Source organism: Psychrobacter sp. CAL346-MNA-CIBAN-0220 (assembly GCF_040309805.1).
Lineage (GTDB): Bacteria > Pseudomonadota > Gammaproteobacteria > Pseudomonadales > Moraxellaceae > Psychrobacter.
The window spans coordinates 123,874-142,410 of record NZ_JBEOPF010000005.1; the positions used below are offsets into that span (position 1 = coordinate 123,874).

Consider the following 18,537-nt stretch of genomic DNA (forward strand, 5'->3'; position numbering starts at 1 on the left):
TCTAGTTAAAGACAGGAGGTTGTAGTAATGCCATCAAAAAGTCGATAATATATATCAATGTATTGATAATTTTTAGGGTCGGGCGCTTTATAAAAAGCGATTCAAAAGAGCAGACAGTAAATAGAATCATATTTTAAAAAGACAGCGAGCACAGTCGATACTATGCTAGTTACTTACTGTACTGCTTACATCATGGATTGATTATATTTTTTGAGAGATTATTTATGCAAACTTACTTATTAGTATTACCTGCTGCGATTGATAAAATTATCTCATCATGGTTTGTCGTATCAACATTTAGGAAAACTGTACCGTCGCTAGCGTTCTTTGGTATAGCGGCGTTTGGTTTACCGACTGCCCAAGCAGCAATGAGTAGTATTGAACAAGTTACCATCTATCAAGGCTCAGCAAGTGTGACGCGTGCTTTGCCCATTAGTGGTACAGGCGAGCAAACACTTATTTTTTCTTGTTTGTCCCCTTTTATTGATACCGATAGCGTGAGTGTCCAAACGCTTGGAGGTGTTAATGTTGGCGAAGTTAGTATTGAAACTCTCAGCGGTGAACAAGCAGCACAATGCCAGTATCAAGGCGATGAAAAAGTACAAACCCAGCAGCAGACCTTAGCAGATATTAGTGCTGAGCTAGAAGCGGCGCGCTTAGCAAAAGCCTACCTGCAAAATCTGACCAAAGTTACCCAAATTAGTATTGATGGTAATTTGGGTACTAGTGCTCGTGATATAGAAGCACAAGCTAAAGCAGTCAATAAAAGAATTTTAGATATCCAGCAGCAACAAGCGCGTGCTCAAAATATCCTCAATCAGTTGATGGTTGGAAGCTCAGGAGCTACACGTGATAGCGTCACTCAAGTAAGTGTCCGTACTGCCAGCCGTTCTCCAAGCTCTGTTAAGCTGCATTATCAAGTTCGCGGTGCAGGATGGGAGCCGACTTATCAAGCGCGCTTGAATACCGATAGTGAGCAGTTGAGTATCACTGCATCCGCTATTATCGCCCAGCAGACCGGTGAGAATTGGACAAACGTACCCCTAACTCTAAGTACTGTTAATCCCAATCAAACGACCACTAGCCAACTGCCGTTAGTAGATCGTTTATCGTTATATGAAGAAGATAAAGATAGATTGGTTAGACGTGCACCCCCTATGATGGAAGCGGTTGCTGACGTGGCCATGGAAAAAAGCTACATTGCTTCCGCAGGCTCTAGTATGGCACCGCTACCTAGCTTTACAGTGAGTAGTCAAAATAAGAACGGCATTATAGAATATCGCTTACCACAGCGGGTAAGTATCCCAAGTGATGGTCGACGCGTACGTACGGTCATTGACGAGCAATCTGGTAAGAGTAAGCTTTGGATTCGCAGTACCCCCAGTCAAGAGGCGGCTGGTTACTGGTATGCTTCAGCACCGTTTTTGACCCCAGCTTGGGCTGATGGTTCGCTACAGCTATACCGTGATGATAACTATATCGGGCAATCGCGCTATAATTATCAAATGCTAAAAGAGCAAGGCATTGGCTTTGGTATTGATCCCAATATGATCATCAAGCAATTGATCAATGAAAGCAAGCAAGGTGATAAAGGTGTTTTCAACCGTATGCAAACGCTGACGACTACCCAAGCGTATCAGTTTACCAATCAACATAATCGTAGCGTGCGCCTGCAAGTGCTAAGTGCTGAACCTATTAGCAGCGATGACGATATTAAAGTCATTGCAACGCATACGCCGCCGATTAGCGAACAGGATTGGAATGATAATAAAGGTATGATTGCTTGGGAATTTGCTTTACCAAGTAAACAATCACAAGTGGTAAAGTCTACTTATCAGATAAGCTATCCTACTGAGAAAAAGTTAGAAACTAATTAATCCCTATAGTAAGTACCAAATAAGAGAGACACAACACATAACATCGCATGGCTGGTAAAATCTTATCGCTTGTTATGCGGTCAGGCCATTTTTCGATGCTGCAAAAATTTCTCCAGTCACGCCTTATCCGTTTTAGAATAGAGTAACTATAGACAGAAATATCGCTATCAAAACCTCTTAATAAAATTGTATCGTCAATAAAAAAGGAGCCATATGTGTATTGTCGCCATCGCTTGGCAGTTATTTGATGAGTTGCCGCTAGTACTCCTGTCTAATCGTGATGAGTTTTTGCAACGCCCGACTGACACATTACACCAATGGTCAGATAAATCCATTTATGCCGGACGTGACTGTCAAAGTGGTGGCACTTGGCTGGGCATTCATCAAGAGCTACAGCAAGAACCAAATCAACAGATAATGCAGCAAACACCACAAGCAACCTATCACCAAAATGGACGTTGGGCAGCGGTGCTGAACTTTCGTGATGGCGTGCAGGCAAGCTCGAACGAGCGTTCACGAGGCGAATTAGTGGCCGACTTTTTAACCAGTACGATGAGTCCTATGGCTTTTGCGCGGCAAATTAACTTGCAAGATTATGCAGGCTTTAATTTGATTATCGGTGATAGAAAACAAGCGGTTATCGTTAATAATCGCGGTCATGCACCCACCCTGTTATATGCAGGGCTGCATGTATTTTCTAATGGACAGCCAGAAGAAGGCTGGTTTAAAACTGAGCGGTTGCGAGGTAGATTACGTCAAGAAGTGTTACCGCTGATAGCTGAGGACAGCTCGCCTGAATATTGGCAAGAGGCTGCCTTTAGTGTACTGTCAGATAACACCAAAGCGCCAACGGACAGGTTGCCCAATACTGGAGTAGATATAGCTATTGAGCAAGCGCTATCTTCTATCTATATTGAACCTGTTGCTTTAGCTAATCTTGAGACCACAATGCCAAATTACGGCACACGTACTCAAAGTATTTTGACCCTACGCCATGAAAGCGCTGTAAATTCACAAATTAGCGCCGAGCTTATGAGTCATGAGATAGTTTATAATAATTTTTAGGGCGTGTTAGCAATTGATATCTACACCCACTTTAAGTCTTATAATCTAATTGATAGTAAGCTATAAATTCTCGTAATATGGATACAAAATATAAAGCAGTTGGCATAAAAAATGCCTACCCTAATAACTGATATTTCACAGATTTTAGGGTAGACACCTATCGATAACCAACCATCTATTAAACTGATAAATGATCGTTTTGTTCAGGGATAATCAGCTCCTGCCTGAGGGGCAGTTCACGCGCCAGTTCTTGCAAGGCGCGGCGATAAACCCCACGTTTAAAGTGAATCACTTGCCCAAGTGGATACCAGTAGCTGACCCATTGCCAGTGATCAAATTCAGGTTTCCCCGAATCAAAGCGGATATGTTGAGTATTCAGCTCATCTAAGCGCAGCAAAAACCATTTTTGTTTCTGCCCAATACACAGCGGATATTGTCCATGGCGTACATAGCGTTTTGGTAGACGATAGCGCAACCAATCTTGCGTCACTGCCAATAAATCTACGTGACACGGATATAGCCCGACCTCTTCCCAAAGCTCGCGATACATCGCATCCATCGGCGTCTCCCCACGGTCAATACCACCTTGAGGGAACTGCCAAGCATTGTGACCAATACGTTTTGCCCACAGAACTTGCCCTTGTGTATTTGCCAAGATGATACCGACATTGGCGCGAAAGCCGTCTGCATCTATCATGACCAAACCCTTAAAATTATTTAAAAACAGCTTATTTTAATCTCATATTAATACGGCAGTCATAGTTATTATTGGGTGACTGGATCACTATGCAATCAAAACAAGTTTCATTACCATTATTAAAGCAAGAAACGGCCTAAATGTGTAACAATATTTTGCTATAAAATGTTTCACGAATTTTAATCATTAAAATCAAGCGTTTATATGTTAGCTTTTTTGACTAAGTTGTAGTGAGGATTTGGCAGAAATCTTAATCTATGGTTAAGCGTATTTCTAACGATATTTTTATAAAATAGAATTACTTAATCATAAATAACAGTTGTCCTATAAGTGGCGTTTTGCCTTATGCTAAACTAGCAACGTGGCGTCACTAGCGATCAAAACCATCAATCAAAACCATCAATCAAACTAAAAAATTCAACCCGCCGCTTTAGAAAAGGATAACGAATAATGGCAGAGACAAAAGCAAGCGTCACCTGGCAAGAAAACAAAGCCTTTATAGGCGTGTCTCCATCAGGACATAACGTACAAATTGATGCCGATAAAGAAAAAGGCGCCAGTCCCATGGAGTTGATTTTGCTTGGGCTTGGTGGTTGTGCCAGCTATGATGTCGTAGCGATTTTACAAAAGTCGCGCCAAGAGTTAGTAGGCGTGCGTTGTGAGCTCACCGCTCAGCGTGCCGAAACGGTACCAGCGGTATATACTGATATTCATATGCATTTTGTAGTGACCGGAGATGATATTCAAGAGAAGCAAGTTGAAAGGGCCATTAAGCTGTCAGCAGAAAAATATTGCTCAGCCAGTCGGATGTTGGTACAGGGCGGGGTGAAGGTGACCCACGATTTTGAAATTATCGCAGGGTAGGGGCAAAGATACTTATGAATGCACTATTTGGGTTTATTCCCGATACCGCCGCCGCCGCCATATGGGCGATGGTAGTGGCCAGTCTGTTGCCATTATCTATGGCGATGTTAGCTAAAGTATTTGGTGGTTTTAGTCTGTCTGATAACGCGCATCCGCGTGAGTTTTTGCAGGGTACTACGGGACCAGCAGCGCGTGCGAATGCCGCGCAACAAAACAGCTATGAGACGCTACCAATATTTTTAATCGCGGTATTAGTGGCGATGCTGTTTTTTGTTCCGCAAGTGATTATCAATAAGCTGGCATGGCTTTATGTGCTTATTCGTATTGGTTATTGCGCTGCATATATTGCCAATCTATCGATATTTCGCTCGATACTGTGGGTACTATCGATTGCTTGTTGCTTGATGCTGTTTTATTTAGCGATTCGGATTAGCGCTTAATACTAATGTTTTGACAATTTCTATAATCTTTCTTCTAAAAGTGGCTATTAATTATTAGGCGTTATGACTATTAATTAATAATGGGTGTCGTTATTAATGGTACTGGTCTGTAACGCAGTAATAATAGCTGCTTTATTTTTTTCTCGTTTAATAGTATTCCATAACAGTTGCGCCTCGATATAACCTTTAGTGAGCATACCCAGCCACTGCTTATATCGACCAATTAGCACCACATCATTTTTCGCTTGCCCTTCTAAGAACTTAATTTGATGCGCTATCAGTGCGTGCCATGGTAATACCGTAGTAGTGTCATTTTCTGCTTGGTTATTATTCTTATCAACAAGGGCAATCAAATCCGGGCGCGTCACTGCCCCACGCCCTAGCATGAGATGCGCTGTGCCCGCTTGCTGCATGCAAGCTTGTGCCTGTTCAGCTGTCCAAATCTCACCATTGGCAATTACCGGAATATCAAGTGCGTTGAAGCTCTGAATTTTATCCCAATAGGCAGGTGGCTTATAGCCTTGGGTTTTAGTACGCGCATGAATGGTTAGCCAATCTGCGCCACTATCCGCGATAGCAGCACGTATTTCATCCATCCTAGAAGTATCGGTATAGCCCAAACGAATCTTTGCAGAGACAGGAATATCAGCAGGGACGGCTTGACGTACCGTACTTATAATCTCATATAGCACCGCTGGTTCATCTAATAATACTGAGCCACCACGATGATTATTGACGGTCTTTGCAGGGCAGCCAAAGTTAATATCAATCGCTGGTGCACCAAGCTCGCAGGCATAAGCGGCATTTTCTGCCATCAGCTGCGCCTCACTACCCAACAGCTGCACATGAATTGGAGTACCAGAGGCGGTCTTGGCATTATGATGCAACTCTGGCACATATTTATAAAATACGTGTGCTGGCAAGACATGCTGGGTCACCCGAATAAACTCACTGACTGACCAATCATAAGGACGGCCTAAATTATGGGCTATTTGGGTCAAAATCTGGCGCATTAAAGGGTCGCTCAAGCCTTCCATGGGTGCTAATAAACGCACCGGCTGCGCAAATAACTGCTGTATCTTAGATGGCTGTGATGAATTAGGTTGCTGGTTATTATTCATATCTAATGCTTCATTTTTAAAGTAAAACCGTTAAAAAAGTGATGCTGGTGACTATTGCTGGGCGATCAACTGCCATAAATCACTTTTTTACCCGTTTGTAGCCCTGAGATTAGACTTTGAATATTATGAATGTCTAAGTTGGATTGAGCTCGGGTACAGGCCACATATAACAATCGTAATTCTTCGGGACTAATTTTAACGGCATTGGTAGTAACGTCATAATAAAAGTCATCATCAAGCTGGACGCGTCCCCATTCTAGCCCTTTGGCCTTATGTGCGGTAGAGATGACGTAATCGGCATTCTCAATACTGGTCAAGCTATTGACCGCTTGGCTTAACACATTGGTACCGTGATCATCGACCAGTTTTACCAAGGTTTTAAGGTCACTACCTTCTGAAGTTTCAGAATACTCCTGCACATCAGACCAGTTATAGAAATAAGCCAGTTCGGGAACGCCATATGCAGACTTGCCGTTCTTGAGATTTTCTGCTGCCTGACAGAATTTCAGCATACGATCCGTATCGGCTTGCAGTGCGACTCGGTGTCCTAACTTAAGCCCCGTCAATAATTGCGACATGGCTGCAGCGTTAGTACGACATAGAATCGCATCTTTTTTACTATGCACTAAGCCTTTTTCGGTCGAGGACTGCTTATTGGGATTGCCTTTGAGTGGCACGTCTTCTTGTAGTGCTTTTAACAAGGTATTGGCAATCTCTGCAATAGGGTCACCAAAGCGAAACGACTGGGTTAATAAGGTTTGCGGTAGCGGCAGTTTTTTCATCGCATTGACCGCGCCGCGCCATTCATAAATCTGTTGATGAGCATCACCCACATAAATAACTTGCTTTGATTGTTGGGTTAAAATTCCCATCATCAAGGGATCCGCATCTTGTGCTTCATCGAAGAGGATAAAGTCAGCAGGAATACTAGGCTTAGACAACGCCCAAAGTTTGAGATAAATATCATGACCGACACCGGCTGGATGGCGCACATCAATCGACTGTAACCAGCGCTGTTCCACGGCAGGGTAGAGCATTTCTCGTAGCTGCTCTGCATCAGACCCATCGAGCCAACTTGGAAACAATAGATGCCTTGGGGCCGGATAGCTGGCATGAGTACTACAAAAGTTGCTGACTGCATCACTGACAAAGCGCGCCAATCTCGCCGGTGTTAAGGTAATATACTTATTGATTCCATCCATTTGCCGGCGGACTTGCACTGGCTGCAATCCTAAGTCATCACCAAGGCGTTTGGGTGAAAAGCGGGGTAATGACAGCTTGGCAGTTATATCACGAGGAACATGACGATAGGCCAGTGAATGAAAGGTGCGACAATCAACATGCGACGGGAATTTTTGCCGCGCATCGTTAGCAATCGCCTTGTTAAAAGCTAAATATAAGCCGCGTCCGCGCAGACGCTCGCCGATAAGTTTTAGCGTCGTCGTTTTACCTGCACCAGCATAGGCCACTACTTTAAAGGACTTGTGATCCATCGCCATATTGAGTGCGTTGAGCTGTTCATCGGTAGGATGGCTCATATAAGCGGGCATAGATGCGGACATAAAACAGTACCTAGAATGCGAAAAACGACAGGGGTAAAAAAAGCCACTGCATAGACAATGGCTGATTAACAAATAATGGTGATAATAATAAAAAGTGAAAAAAGAGCGGATGTATAAGCTTAACGTGATGTTATTTATTATCTAATACTGCATCTTTGGCCGTTGAAGTAGTGCTAGGCTCTTCTTTAATTAATATTTTTGCTAATAATAAACCCAGCTCGAACAACAGCCACATTGGAATCGCTAGCATCAACATTGAGACGCCATCGGGCGGGGTCACTACCGCAGCAAGGCCAAAACAGCCGACAATAATATATCGCCGCTTGTCCTCTAGGGTCTGAATGGAGACGAGACCGATTAATATCAAGAGCAGAGTGACCACCGGAATCTCAAATGTCAGTCCAAAAACCATAAATAGTTTTAAGGCAAAGCTCAGATAACTGTCGATATCAGTCATCGGTAGCACGTTTTGCGGAGCGAACATGATAAAAAACTTTAAGACACCTTTGAGCACAATAAAGTAGGCAAAAGCGACGCCCGCATAAAACAGGAAAATAGAAGACAATAACACTGGAATGGCAATTTTCTTTTCTTTTTTATACAAGCCAGGCGCAACGAATGACCATACTTGATACAAGATATAAGGCATTGCAAAGAAAGCGGCGACGAATACTGTCAAGCGTATCGGTGCCATAAAGTTAGAAGTAATATCGGTGGCAATCATAGTCGAATTGATGGGGAGCTGAGCGACTAATGGATCTGATAAAAAGTTATATAAATCACGTGAGAATCCCACCAACGCCAAAAATATCAGCAATACTGCGACGCATATCTTAATTAAATGTGTGCGTAGCTCAATTAAATGCTCAGTAATGGGCATATCTGCAAGGGTACTCAATATCTCGTCGGATTTGCTCTCGCTAGCATTATCCGCTTGAGGTTGCCCGCTGTCTTCTACTTCAGCTATTTTTTCTTGGCGGCTTTTTCGCCGTTTGAATAAATTCATTCATCCGCTCCTTGCTTATCCAAAGAGGGTTGGGTATTTGGTGCAGGGCTATGTTCGGTTTTGTTTAAATTTGCATTTAATAAGATATCAGCTTGATAGTTTGGCAGAAACGGCGGCGTAGGTAGACGCCGCGCCTTATCATAGGCGCCAAGACGGAACCACATATTTTCCCATGGTTTGGTAGTAATAGGTGAGACAGCAGTATGAGCGGAAGACTCATCTAAGGTTTCAGTATCATCCGTTGACTTTATCGAGTCGGTTATCTGATGCTCTTGTTGATTATTTTTATCTTGGTCTGGATTAGAACTGGAGTCTTGATTGGCATTGATATCTTGATGATAGGCATAAGCAAATGCTGCTGGTGTGGCTTGTTTTTGTTTATCTTTCTCTTGCTCATAATGCTTAGCTGTCTGAGAGGAGTTATTTAGATTTTGATTTTGTGAATGCTCAAACTCTTGCATACTACCGCGCATTTCTGCTATTTCGCGCTTCATATTTGCTTCAGTCTGACGGATTTTGGCAATCTCATTTTGCATTTGTTGACGGGTTTCTGCCAAATCAAGCTCTGCTTCTATTTCAGACTGCAATGTCGACACTGTACGGCGAATTTTGGCATACCATTGCCCAGCAGTACGCGCGGCCTGCGGCAATTTTTCTGGGCCCAATACAATTAAGGCAATGACGCCAAACAGGAGTAATTCGGAAAACCCGATATCAAACATAGTAGTTAAACACCGCTATTTACACCTACGCGAAACAGTCAAAAAACCGCATATTTTATACCTTATGCTGGTCGTCAACAGGAGCAGGGCTGATATCAATATCATCAACCTTAGTACCTGCGTTACTGCTATATTTGGTATCTGACGGCTGAGCCTTGGCATCATGATCAAGAACGCGATGCTTGTGGGCGTGTTCGGTCTCTTCGTTTTTGACGGCCTCTTTAAAACCTTTCACTGCACCGCCCAAATCTTTGCCAGCGTTTTTGAGCTTGGAGGTACCAAATACCACCACCACCACAACCAACAAAATAAGCCAATGCGTAATGGAAAAACTACCCATAACGGTATCCTTCTGTCTTGGAAAGAATAATATCTAGTATGGTACTTTGAACCTATCAGCCAAATGGTAACATAAGACGATTTGGCAGAATAAAACTTAGGCAACAGTCCTATATTATAACGCGCACTGATGACAAAAAGGTGAAAACAACAATAAATACACAGGCTTAACTGTTAATCTAAGTCTGGCGTAGTGCTTTTTCATCAATACCTGATAGGCCAAAGCGCCGCCCTAGCTCATTCAGTACGGCATCTGACTCAATATTGAACCACGCTAGACCTACCAAAGTATGAAACCAGACATCCGCGACTTCATAGATAAACTCATGACGCGCCGCATCATATTGCTCTTTCCCTGTTAGCTCATCGCAATTGGCTAAGTCTTTAGCCGCAATGATGCTTTCTGTAGTCTCCTCGCCCACTTTTTCTAGTATTTTATTGAGGCCACGCGCGTATAAACTGGCGACATAGGAGCTATCGGCATCCGCTTGTTTCCGCATTGCCAGTACTCGATCAAGCTGCGGTAGAATCGCTGCGTTGATAGAGTTATTCATATTGTGAGTATTATGGGTGTCATTAGTCTGTGTACTAGTATCGGCAGGCTTATCCACTTTGTTTTTATTTAAATGCTGTTTATCTAAGTTAGTGTTGTTATCTGAATGATAGATATCAGCAGGGTCTTTGAGGATATCATCGACGGTCTGCCATATGGGCTCTGGCCCTGACAAATCTAAGCGCTGATAAAAACAAGACTCACGCCCGGTATGACAGGCGATACCCCCAACCTGGGTGACGCTAAGTACAATCACATCAGCATCGCAATCTAAGCGAATGTCATGTACTTGCTGAGTATGACCTGAGGTTTCTCCTTTATGCCACAGTTTATTGCGTGAACGCGAAAAATAAACTGCAGTCTGGGTTTGTACCGTCAATTGGAGCGCATCGGTATTCATCCATGCCATCATCAAAATGCGTCCTGACTGATGGTCTTGCGCAATCGCAGGTATCAGTCCATCAGTATTAAAACTTACAGTGCTAAGCCAAGCAGGTACCGTCATAATCTGTCATCTTATAAAAGGTTAAGTTAATAGAAATGGCAGTAACAAGGATTAGAAATTTAATAACTGCAAATTTGGACAGTCAATTCTTTAAGATGTCATTAATGTTCAAATCGCTGTTGGTCTAATGCCTCTTTGATACTGCTATTGAATAATATCATTTTATTTGCACGATAGTCATAGTGAATAAAACGTTTGATAGCCTTTGCCACTAATGAGCCATCATACATACGAGTGACTTTGATGACCATATCACCGCTATCATTAGACAAATTTTCTATACCCACCTCAAACAATAATTTTTCACGCACCCGTACCCGACTGACGACAATTAACTGTAAGCTATCGACAATCAAGCCTTGGTAGTCCGCGCTCATCTCTTTAATGCCTTTAGAATAGAAAAATCGTGCCTGTGCTTCGGTTAGTAGGGCAATAAGCGATTCTAGTCTCAAGTGCTGACCAACATCAATCTCTGTATTACGTACACGCATGACCGTTTCAAAGACAAACACCCTATCATCGAAGGCTAATTCTTGGTCTGTCAACATCATCTCCTACATTACTACCTTTATACAGTGAGTTGCGATTAATGAATGAACAGCAATATTATCAAAGCCATAATCAATAGCTGGGAAAATAAATAGTCCAATACTTTTACAGATAGTGCGGTTTTAATAACTTTTTAAACACTACTTAAATGGTTTACAAACTACGCAAACGTTACTGCTACCAATAAAGCATAGCTTAGGTTGACATACAATATATTTAGGAATAGGCGGTCGTATTAGGTAACAGGCTGTTCATACCTACTAATAAAGCATCGCTTAAGTTGAGATTCAGTATATTTCAGAATAAGCAGTCGTATTAAATAATAGACTGTTTTGACCTCTGTAAAAGACCGTCGTGATCAAGTTTTTATAGATGTTGATCGTTGTTTTCTATAACAAGCCAGTGTTTTTTATAACAAAAGAGGTATTGATGGTTTGGAAACGATTAAAGAGAGTAATGACTAAAATAATGAGTACAATCGCAGTTTTAACTGGTAAGACTTTATGAATAAAAAGCCCCAAAGTAAGCTTAAAGGTATATTAATAACTGAGCATAGAAGAATCTGCAAATAAACGCTTAAGTAACCCGCTCTAAAACTTTGCTTGGCAAAATGGCGTCACTTCTGCTAAAATAGCGCCTCCCACCTCGAGGCAAATAGCGGGTTAGCTATTATCTAGACCCAACAGATTAGATAAAGCATGCTAGCATTAACTATTTGACGACCAGGTTCTAACAAAGACAAAGAGGCAATCACTCATGAAAGTGAAGATGAAAACCAAACGCGGTGCCGCTAAACGCTTCAAAAAAACAGCGCACGGCTTTAAGCACAAGCAAGCATTCAAAAGCCATATTCTGACCAAGAAATCAGCTAAGCGTATTCGCCAGTTGCGCGGTCTTAAGATGGTGGACAAGTCTGACGAAGCAGCAGTTCGTCGTATGTGCCCATACATCTAATCGACTATCGTCATCTGAATTTTATTTGACTTTGCAATCTGACAACACTGTTTATCGCTAAAATATCATTTATCGCTTAACAGTGCTTACAAAAAATCTTGGAGCAAATTATGGCCCGTGTAAAACGTGGTGTACAGGCGAATCGCCGTCACAAAAAAATCTTAAAGCGTGCAAAAGGCTACTACGGTGCCCGTTCACGTGTTTATCGTGTAGCGGTACAAGCAGTTACTAAAGCTGGTCAATATGCATATCGTGACCGTCGCAACAAAAAACGTACTTTCCGTCGTCTTTGGATTGCCCGTATTAACGCTGGTGCACGTTTAAACGGCTTAAGCTATAGCCGCTTTATCAACGGTATGAAACATGCCAACATCACTGTTGACCGTCGCGTACTTGCTGACATCGCTATGCATGATGCCGCAACTTTCAGCGTATTGGTTGAAAAAGCAAAAGCAGCCTTGGCGTAAATATTAAATTCGTTCAAACGCTTTATTCGATTAAAAGTAATGAGTGTTTGAACATATGAGTTTACTATTAATTAATAGTACGATATTAATAAAAGCTACCGCTGGTCGGTGGCTTTTTTTATATTACCCATTCTAGTCGCTGGTTAGTATTGCTAACTGGTATGGGTAATTAATTGCTCTTATAGCTGTATAAATCAGTTGTCTAAATATTCAAGCCATTGATCTTAATGATATTTATCTAATAGATGACTGGGTAAATGGTTTGTAATATTTGGTCAAACCCTTACAATTACTGTAGATTAGTCTAGATAATTTCGATACAAAGAAACCGAGCGCAGATAGTAGCTAGCTTATCAAAGCAGACACATCAAGCGAGGTTGACGTTGTAGCGGATTTATATCGGTTTCACTACAGTCTGTTTAAATCAGGAATGAAACGTCTTATGACTACCCCTGCTGCTACGGCCGATTTGTCGGCGCTACCGACCTTATCCACTGAAATTAGTGAGCTCAACGAAGCGCAGTTAAGCGATTTTACCAGTGCTGCCGAAACCTTAATTGCTCAGGCTACTGAGGTGCCCGCACTACAAAGTCTGCGCGTACAACTGACGGGTAAAAAAAGCCTATTAACTGGCTGGTCCAAACAGTTGGGTAAGCTTGATAGCGGTGATAAGAAAATCTATGGCGGTATGCTGCATCAAGTACGTAGCCGTATTCAGCAAGCACTCACTGAACAGCAGCAGCAGCTAGAGGCTCAAGCGCTACAAGCCAAGCTAGAAGCGGAGCGCATTGATATCACTTTGCCAGCGCGCGGTGGTCAAAAAGGTCACTTGCATCCGGTCACTATGATTACTCAGCGTATGCAGCAGTTTTTTGTGCAAGCTGGTTTTAATGTGGCGACTGGCCCCGAAGTTGAAAGTGACTATTATAACTTTGAGGCGCTAAATATTCCGTCGCATCATCCAGCACGTGCCATGCATGATACCTTTTATTTTGATGCCCATTATTTGCTACGCACCCATACCAGTCCGGTACAGATTCGTACGATGGAAAAAACCGCACCGCCGATCCGTATTATTTGTCCAGGCCGTGTTTATCGCAATGATTCAGACCAAACCCATTCGCCAATGTTCCATCAACTAGAAGGGTTAATGGTGACAGAATCAAGTACCTTTGCTGAGCTTAAAGGTTTAATTAGCGAGTTTTTGCAGGCGTTCTTTGCTAAAGAACTAACCGTCCGTTTTCGTCCGTCATTCTTTCCTTTCACTGAACCATCGGCTGAAGTCGATATTTTAGCGGATAACGGTAAATGGCTTGAGGTGATGGGCTGCGGTATGGTACATCCACAAGTGCTGACCAACTGCGGTATTGATGCTGATAAATACACTGGCTTTGCATTTGGTATGGGTATTGAACGCTTTGCAATGCTGTATTACGGCATTGACGATTTGCGTCTATTCTTCCAAAATGATGTGCGTTTTTTAAAACAGTTTGGCTAAGTATATATTTATATAGCCTAGCAATGATAAGCTAATAGCGCCGCAATTCTGGCAATTTTACTACAATTATTTTGATGTTTTGATCCGAGATATTTATGAAAATCAGCGAACAATGGCTACGTCAATGGGTAAACCCTGCTAACACTAGTGAGCAATTGGCTGAACAGCTCACCATGGCGGGGCTTGAGATTGATGATCGCTCTGCGGTCGCGCGTCCATTTAGTGGCGTGGTAGTCGGTGAAGTCATCAGCGTTGAGCCCCATCCGGATGCTGATAAGCTACGTGTCACACAGGTCAATATTGGCGCTGCTGAACTCATACAAATCGTCTGCGGGGCGCCCAATGTCCGTGTTGGTATGAAGGCGCCGGTTGCGACTGTTGGTGCGGTGCTGCCAAGCGGCAATGCTGATAATGATGGCGCAGGCTTTAAAATCACAGAAAGTAATCTACGGGGTATCGATTCTAATGGCATGCTATGCGGTGCTTCTGAAATCGATTTGAAAGATGATATAGACGGTTTGCTTGAGTTGCCAGATGATGCGCCGATTGGTATAGATATTCGCGACTATTTAGGATTGGATAATCAGATATTTGATATCTCTATTACCCCCAATCGTGGTGACTGTTTTAGCGTACGCGGTATTGCTCGTGAGATTTCAGTCATTAATGATTTGTCGATACAGACCCCCGATATTGCGGATAACGTATCATCATCTGATAGTAATGCTATACCTGCGGTCACAGTAATTGCAACAGAAGCATGCCCGCGCTACTTGTTGCAGTCAATCAATAATATTGATCGTAACGTTGATAGCCCAAAATGGATGCAAGCGTTACTTATCCAATCAGGTCTACGCTCGCATAACTTCTTAGTTGATGTGACCAATTATGTGCTGATGGAGCTTGGACAACCGCTACACGCCTTTGACGCCGATACCATTGTCGGTGATATCGTTGTACGTTTGGCACAACCTCAAGAAAGCATTATTTTATTAAATGAGCAAACTATCAGCCTAACCGGTGATGAGTTGGTTATTGCCGATGATAAAGGCCTATTGGCACTAGCCGGTATCATGGGCGGAGCGCGCAGCAGTGTGACTGATAGTACGATTAACATTGTATTAGAAAGCGCATTTTTTAGTCCGTTAGCTATCGCTGGGCGTGCGCGTCGTTATAGTTTGCATACCGATGCCTCACAGCGTTTTGAGCGTGGGGTAGATTTTGAATTACCAGCATTGGCACTGGCACGCGCTCGTGAGTTGATTACTAGTATTACTGGCGGACAAGCAGGGCAAATCATCAGCGCTGAAAGTCTTGATAATTTGCCAGCCCGTGCACCTATTACCTTACCGATTACTAAAGTCAAAGCGGTTATCGGTATTGATATTGAAACGGTAGTTATGGTGCGCATTTTAACCCAGTTAGGATTTGATGTAGAGCAACAACCGGAAGCACTAATTTGTACGCCGCCATCGTATCGCTTTGATATGAGTATAAAAGAAGATTTGATTGAAGAAATTGCGCGTATTTATGGCTATGATAATATTCCCAGCACCTTACCGCACTTGCAAGTCAGCATGGATTATGATGATACCGCTGATTTGACTTATGAGATGAAGCTAGCAATGGTTGATGCGGGCTACATGGAAGCGATTAGCTTTAGCTTTAGTGATGCAAAACTCGAAGCATTAATAAATGATGAGGCACTAGGAGAAGTATTGGCACTTGCCAATCCGATATCTAATGATTTGGCCGTCATGCGTCGTACTTTATTGTCAAGCTTGTTGCCTTGTGTGCAATACAACTTAAATCGTCAGCAGTCACGGGTGCGCTTTTTTGAGACCGGTCTTAGCTTTGTTGGTCATAGTATTAGCGAATTAGTACAAACGCCAAGTATTGCTTTAGTAACAGTCGGTGACATTTGGGATGAGCAGGCATATCAAAACCGCGCGATAGACTTTTACGATCTCAAGCATGACGTTGAACAGTTACTACCTGCACAAATAGATAATGCTCGTATTCGTTATGAGCGCAGTGAGCTTGATTTTCTGCATCCTGGTCAAAGCGCCAAGTTATATATCGATGATCACTATGTTGGCTGGCTGGGGCAACTGCATCCGAATACGGCTAAGCAGCTTGATTTGCCAGCAACGTGGGTCGCACAGTTAGAATTAGTACCATTATTAGCCCTAGCGCGTGAGCAACATGCCATAACAACCCCTAGTAAGTTCCCGCAAGTACGACGTGATATCGCAATTTTGCTAGATAGTGATATCAGTTTGCAGACGTTACAATCTACCATTCGCGCAGCAGCGGGAGAGATGTTAACGAACTTATGGTTGTTTGATATTTATCAAGGTGAGCATGTGCCGACCGGGCAGCGTTCATTGGCTTTTGCGCTTATTTGGCAAGATAGTATGCAAACCTTATCAGATGAAGCTGTTAAAGCGGCAACTGATAAGGTAATTCAGGCATTAACTGAGCAGCATAATGCGCAACTGCGTGACAGTTAACGTTAAATACCATCTTAGTTGTTGGTAGCTAAAAGCCTTACTAACGGTAGGCTTGGTAACATTACATCAGTCAAAAAAATAGTTAACTGGTTATTAATAAAGGGTTTTATCATACACTTTGTCAAAAAGACGGTAAAAACCCTTTATAATAGCCAAGATTATTCGTCATACCGCTACACGACGTTAGCCACGATATATCAAAATAGTATAGGAGTCGTACTGTGAGTACCTTAACCAAATCTGATATGATTGAACATTTGATGAATCATCTCAACTTAACACGTCAAGAAGGCCGCTGTGTGGTTGAGAACTTTTTTGATGAACTGTCAGATAGCCTAATTGATGGTAAAGAGGTCAAGCTTTCAGGCTTTGGTAACTTTGAGCTTAAAGATAAAAGTAGCCGTCCAGGACGTAATCCAAAAACCGGCGAGCCTGTTGATGTCTCTGCACGCCGTGTGGTTACTTTTAAGACGGGTCAAAAGTTCCGTCAAAAAGTTGACGAGTGTCTATTTGAAGTTTAGAAGCGCGCGCTAAATCGCTTTGATCAACCTGAGTAAGCTGTCAAAAATTTGCCGATGTTATTGGATAACGTTGATAAGTATTTCTTCTACATGTCGTTGTGATCATAGGCAGTTGTAGAGATTATTATTAGTAGATATTGAATAATGCTAACGTTCTTATAACAGTATTAGCCATCTATAAAATCATTAACAGACACGCATAAAAAAAGAGAGCCTAGGCTCTCTTTTTTTGTAAGATATTCGGTATTTATTACATACGATATTAATAATCGATGGTAATAAAAAATTATTGAGCAGGCTCTTCAATAACAACCACTTCGTCAGCAGCGTTAGCAGCGTCAGAATCAACAGCGCCAGCTTCAACAACAGGAACTTCAGCGTCCATTTCGTCAGTAGCAGTAGCAACTTGAGCGTCGGCGATATCGGCTTCAGCAGCGGCAACAGCAGTATCAGCATCGGCAGTAGGAACAGTTGCATCAGCTTCGTTTAGCTCTTCTGAAGCGTCTTGTACTTCTTCTTGTGCATCAGTTAAATCTTCAGCAGCGTTTTCTTTGTTGCTGTCACAGGCAGTTAGGCCCATAGTGGCAGTCATGATACCGGCTAGTGCAAGTAATTTAAGTTTCATATGGTTTTCTCCAAAAAATGAAATGAGCTGTAGCCACAACAAAAGGTTGACCGACCGAACTATTTCGGAAGTCAACTATTCTTAGTCACAGCTACTCAGCTTTGGTGTATTCTATATGTTTTTCTCAGGAAGGAAAAGCAATTGTACAATTGAATAACAATAAAATAGTAAATAATCATTATGAACTGTAATTTAGTATCTTTTTTAGTACAGTTAATAGCATTAATTTTCGTATTATTAATGAGTATATAGTAATTAACAGTAATATTTTCAAGGCCTCAACGGGTTTAAGAGCACGTTGTAAGAATAACGTGCTCTAAACACTTATTAAATGAATATTTCGTCAAAAAGAAATGGACAGATGGTATTTTGTGAGATATAAAGCTAAATAATAATATTGTCAGTCGCCTTACTATTTAATCAAGCACTAAGCCTAGTAGTCACTGATATGTTTAAAGACAATCAAATCTATAAAGAACAAAATGACTCAAATGATGGAACAATAAGAAATAGTATCATAAGGATAAAGACAGTAGATTGATTCAATAAATACTTACCGAGCGCAGAATAGCTGAAATATTCTATGCCCTTTATGTCGTTTAACTTTTTACAGCATATGAACGCCAAAGATAATAATGATATATAGCATATATTTAAGG

Annotated in this window: 18 protein-coding genes; 9 read left to right on the forward strand and 9 right to left on the reverse strand. The window is 42.1% G+C overall.

Going from position 1 to position 18,537, the window contains the following annotated elements:
- Positions 1–224: 224 nt before the first annotated feature.
- Both AAEY88_RS10840 and AAEY88_RS10845 read left to right on the forward strand, forming a co-directional pair.
- Positions 225–1,877 (forward strand): DUF4139 domain-containing protein, encoded by a 1,653-nt coding sequence (locus tag AAEY88_RS10840; RefSeq protein WP_350562300.1) that lies wholly within the window; start codon positions 225–227, stop codon positions 1,875–1,877.
- A 213-nt stretch (positions 1,878–2,090) separates the two neighbouring features.
- The gene (locus tag AAEY88_RS10845) at positions 2,091–2,942 is read left to right on the forward strand and encodes an NRDE family protein (protein ID WP_350562302.1); all 852 of its coding nucleotides are present in this window, start codon (positions 2,091–2,093) and stop codon (positions 2,940–2,942) included.
- A 178-nt stretch (positions 2,943–3,120) separates the two neighbouring features.
- On the opposite strand, the gene AAEY88_RS10850 is transcribed toward AAEY88_RS10845, so the two are convergent.
- Entirely contained in the window at positions 3,121–3,639 is a 519-nt protein-coding gene (locus AAEY88_RS10850) for an RNA pyrophosphohydrolase (protein ID WP_350562304.1), read from the reverse strand.
- A gap of 450 nt (positions 3,640–4,089) precedes the next feature.
- Between AAEY88_RS10850 and AAEY88_RS10855 the strand changes: the two genes are divergently transcribed.
- Both AAEY88_RS10855 and AAEY88_RS10860 read left to right on the forward strand, forming a co-directional pair.
- A complete protein-coding gene (locus AAEY88_RS10855; protein WP_350562306.1) occupies positions 4,090–4,503 on the forward strand; it encodes an OsmC family protein in 414 nt (137 codons plus the stop codon).
- Positions 4,504–4,517: 14 nt separating this feature from the next.
- Complete coding sequence (locus AAEY88_RS10860; RefSeq protein WP_350562308.1) at positions 4,518–4,943, forward strand: MAPEG family protein; 426 nt, start codon at positions 4,518–4,520, stop codon at positions 4,941–4,943.
- A gap of 74 nt (positions 4,944–5,017) precedes the next feature.
- Here AAEY88_RS10860 and AAEY88_RS10865 read toward each other — a convergent pair whose 3' ends face one another.
- The 7 genes from AAEY88_RS10865 to AAEY88_RS10895 form a co-directional block, all read right to left on the reverse strand.
- A complete protein-coding gene (locus tag AAEY88_RS10865) occupies positions 5,018–6,064 on the reverse strand; it encodes a tRNA-dihydrouridine synthase (RefSeq protein WP_350562310.1) in 1,047 nt (348 codons plus the stop codon).
- 65 nt (positions 6,065–6,129) lie between these two features.
- Positions 6,130–7,626: a UvrD-helicase domain-containing protein gene (locus AAEY88_RS10870; RefSeq protein ID WP_350562312.1), complete on the reverse strand. Its 1,497-nt coding sequence runs from the start codon at positions 7,624–7,626 to the stop codon at positions 6,130–6,132.
- Between the two features lie 130 nt (positions 7,627–7,756).
- The gene (gene tatC, locus AAEY88_RS10875) at positions 7,757–8,632 is read right to left on the reverse strand and encodes a twin-arginine translocase subunit TatC (protein WP_350562314.1); all 876 of its coding nucleotides are present in this window, start codon (positions 8,630–8,632) and stop codon (positions 7,757–7,759) included.
- Complete coding sequence (gene tatB, locus AAEY88_RS10880) at positions 8,629–9,354, reverse strand: Sec-independent protein translocase protein TatB (RefSeq protein ID WP_350562316.1); 726 nt, start codon at positions 9,352–9,354, stop codon at positions 8,629–8,631. Before tatB ends, tatC begins: the two co-directional genes overlap by 4 nt.
- Positions 9,355–9,409: 55 nt before the next feature.
- Complete coding sequence (gene tatA / locus AAEY88_RS10885) at positions 9,410–9,694, reverse strand: Sec-independent protein translocase subunit TatA (RefSeq protein ID WP_350562318.1); 285 nt, start codon at positions 9,692–9,694, stop codon at positions 9,410–9,412.
- 178 nt (positions 9,695–9,872) lie between these two features.
- Entirely contained in the window at positions 9,873–10,751 is an 879-nt protein-coding gene (hisI, locus tag AAEY88_RS10890; RefSeq protein WP_350562320.1) for a phosphoribosyl-AMP cyclohydrolase, read from the reverse strand.
- 101 nt (positions 10,752–10,852) lie between these two features.
- Positions 10,853–11,296 (reverse strand): thioesterase family protein, encoded by a 444-nt coding sequence (locus tag AAEY88_RS10895; RefSeq protein WP_350562322.1) that lies wholly within the window; start codon positions 11,294–11,296, stop codon positions 10,853–10,855.
- Positions 11,297–12,056: 760 nt separating this feature from the next.
- Here AAEY88_RS10895 and rpmI point away from each other — a divergent pair.
- From rpmI to AAEY88_RS10920, 5 genes are all read left to right on the forward strand, one after another.
- On the forward strand, positions 12,057–12,254 hold the full coding sequence (gene rpmI / locus AAEY88_RS10900) for a 50S ribosomal protein L35 (RefSeq protein WP_350562324.1): 198 nt from the start codon (positions 12,057–12,059) through the stop codon (positions 12,252–12,254).
- A 110-nt stretch (positions 12,255–12,364) separates the two neighbouring features.
- On the forward strand, positions 12,365–12,721 hold the full coding sequence (gene rplT / locus AAEY88_RS10905; RefSeq protein WP_350562326.1) for a 50S ribosomal protein L20: 357 nt from the start codon (positions 12,365–12,367) through the stop codon (positions 12,719–12,721).
- Positions 12,722–13,163: 442 nt separating this feature from the next.
- Positions 13,164–14,219 carry a phenylalanine--tRNA ligase subunit alpha gene (pheS, locus tag AAEY88_RS10910; protein ID WP_350562328.1) on the forward strand — a complete coding sequence of 352 codons (1,056 nt, stop codon included), beginning with the start codon at positions 13,164–13,166 and terminating at the stop codon, positions 14,217–14,219.
- A 95-nt stretch (positions 14,220–14,314) separates the two neighbouring features.
- Positions 14,315–16,732: a phenylalanine--tRNA ligase subunit beta gene (pheT, locus tag AAEY88_RS10915; RefSeq protein ID WP_350562330.1), complete on the forward strand. Its 2,418-nt coding sequence runs from the start codon at positions 14,315–14,317 to the stop codon at positions 16,730–16,732.
- 221 nt (positions 16,733–16,953) lie between these two features.
- Positions 16,954–17,253 carry an integration host factor subunit alpha gene (locus AAEY88_RS10920; RefSeq protein WP_350562332.1) on the forward strand — a complete coding sequence of 100 codons (300 nt, stop codon included), beginning with the start codon at positions 16,954–16,956 and terminating at the stop codon, positions 17,251–17,253.
- A 286-nt stretch (positions 17,254–17,539) separates the two neighbouring features.
- Here the strand turns inward: AAEY88_RS10920 and AAEY88_RS10925 are convergent, their stop codons facing one another.
- Positions 17,540–17,878 (reverse strand): hypothetical protein, encoded by a 339-nt coding sequence (locus tag AAEY88_RS10925; protein WP_350562334.1) that lies wholly within the window; start codon positions 17,876–17,878, stop codon positions 17,540–17,542.
- Positions 17,879–18,537: the final 659 nt, after the last annotated feature.

What these genes read in the sequence shown, in the direction of transcription:
- AAEY88_RS10840 (WP_350562300.1), top strand. Translation starts at nt 225, where the DNA reads ATGCAAACTTACTTATTAGTATTACCTGCTGCGATTGATAAAATTATC.
- AAEY88_RS10845 (WP_350562302.1), top strand. Translation starts at nt 2,091, where the DNA reads ATGTGTATTGTCGCCATCGCTTGGCAGTTATTTGATGAGTTGCCGCTA.
- AAEY88_RS10850 (WP_350562304.1), bottom strand. Translation starts at nt 3,639, where the DNA reads ATGATAGATGCAGACGGCTTTCGCGCCAATGTCGGTATCATCTTGGCA.
- AAEY88_RS10855 (WP_350562306.1), top strand. Translation starts at nt 4,090, where the DNA reads ATGGCAGAGACAAAAGCAAGCGTCACCTGGCAAGAAAACAAAGCCTTT.
- AAEY88_RS10860 (WP_350562308.1), top strand. Translation starts at nt 4,518, where the DNA reads ATGAATGCACTATTTGGGTTTATTCCCGATACCGCCGCCGCCGCCATA.
- AAEY88_RS10865 (WP_350562310.1), bottom strand. Translation starts at nt 6,064, where the DNA reads ATGAATAATAACCAGCAACCTAATTCATCACAGCCATCTAAGATACAG.
- AAEY88_RS10870 (WP_350562312.1), bottom strand. Translation starts at nt 7,626, where the DNA reads ATGTCCGCATCTATGCCCGCTTATATGAGCCATCCTACCGATGAACAG.
- tatC (WP_350562314.1), bottom strand. Translation starts at nt 8,632, where the DNA reads ATGAATTTATTCAAACGGCGAAAAAGCCGCCAAGAAAAAATAGCTGAA.
- tatB (WP_350562316.1), bottom strand. Translation starts at nt 9,354, where the DNA reads ATGTTTGATATCGGGTTTTCCGAATTACTCCTGTTTGGCGTCATTGCC.
- tatA (WP_350562318.1), bottom strand. Translation starts at nt 9,694, where the DNA reads ATGGGTAGTTTTTCCATTACGCATTGGCTTATTTTGTTGGTTGTGGTG.
- hisI (WP_350562320.1), bottom strand. Translation starts at nt 10,751, where the DNA reads ATGACGGTACCTGCTTGGCTTAGCACTGTAAGTTTTAATACTGATGGA.
- rpmI (WP_350562324.1), top strand. Translation starts at nt 12,057, where the DNA reads ATGAAAGTGAAGATGAAAACCAAACGCGGTGCCGCTAAACGCTTCAAA.
- rplT (WP_350562326.1), top strand. Translation starts at nt 12,365, where the DNA reads ATGGCCCGTGTAAAACGTGGTGTACAGGCGAATCGCCGTCACAAAAAA.
- pheS (WP_350562328.1), top strand. Translation starts at nt 13,164, where the DNA reads ATGACTACCCCTGCTGCTACGGCCGATTTGTCGGCGCTACCGACCTTA.
- pheT (WP_350562330.1), top strand. Translation starts at nt 14,315, where the DNA reads ATGAAAATCAGCGAACAATGGCTACGTCAATGGGTAAACCCTGCTAAC.
- AAEY88_RS10925 (WP_350562334.1), bottom strand. Translation starts at nt 17,878, where the DNA reads ATGAAACTTAAATTACTTGCACTAGCCGGTATCATGACTGCCACTATG.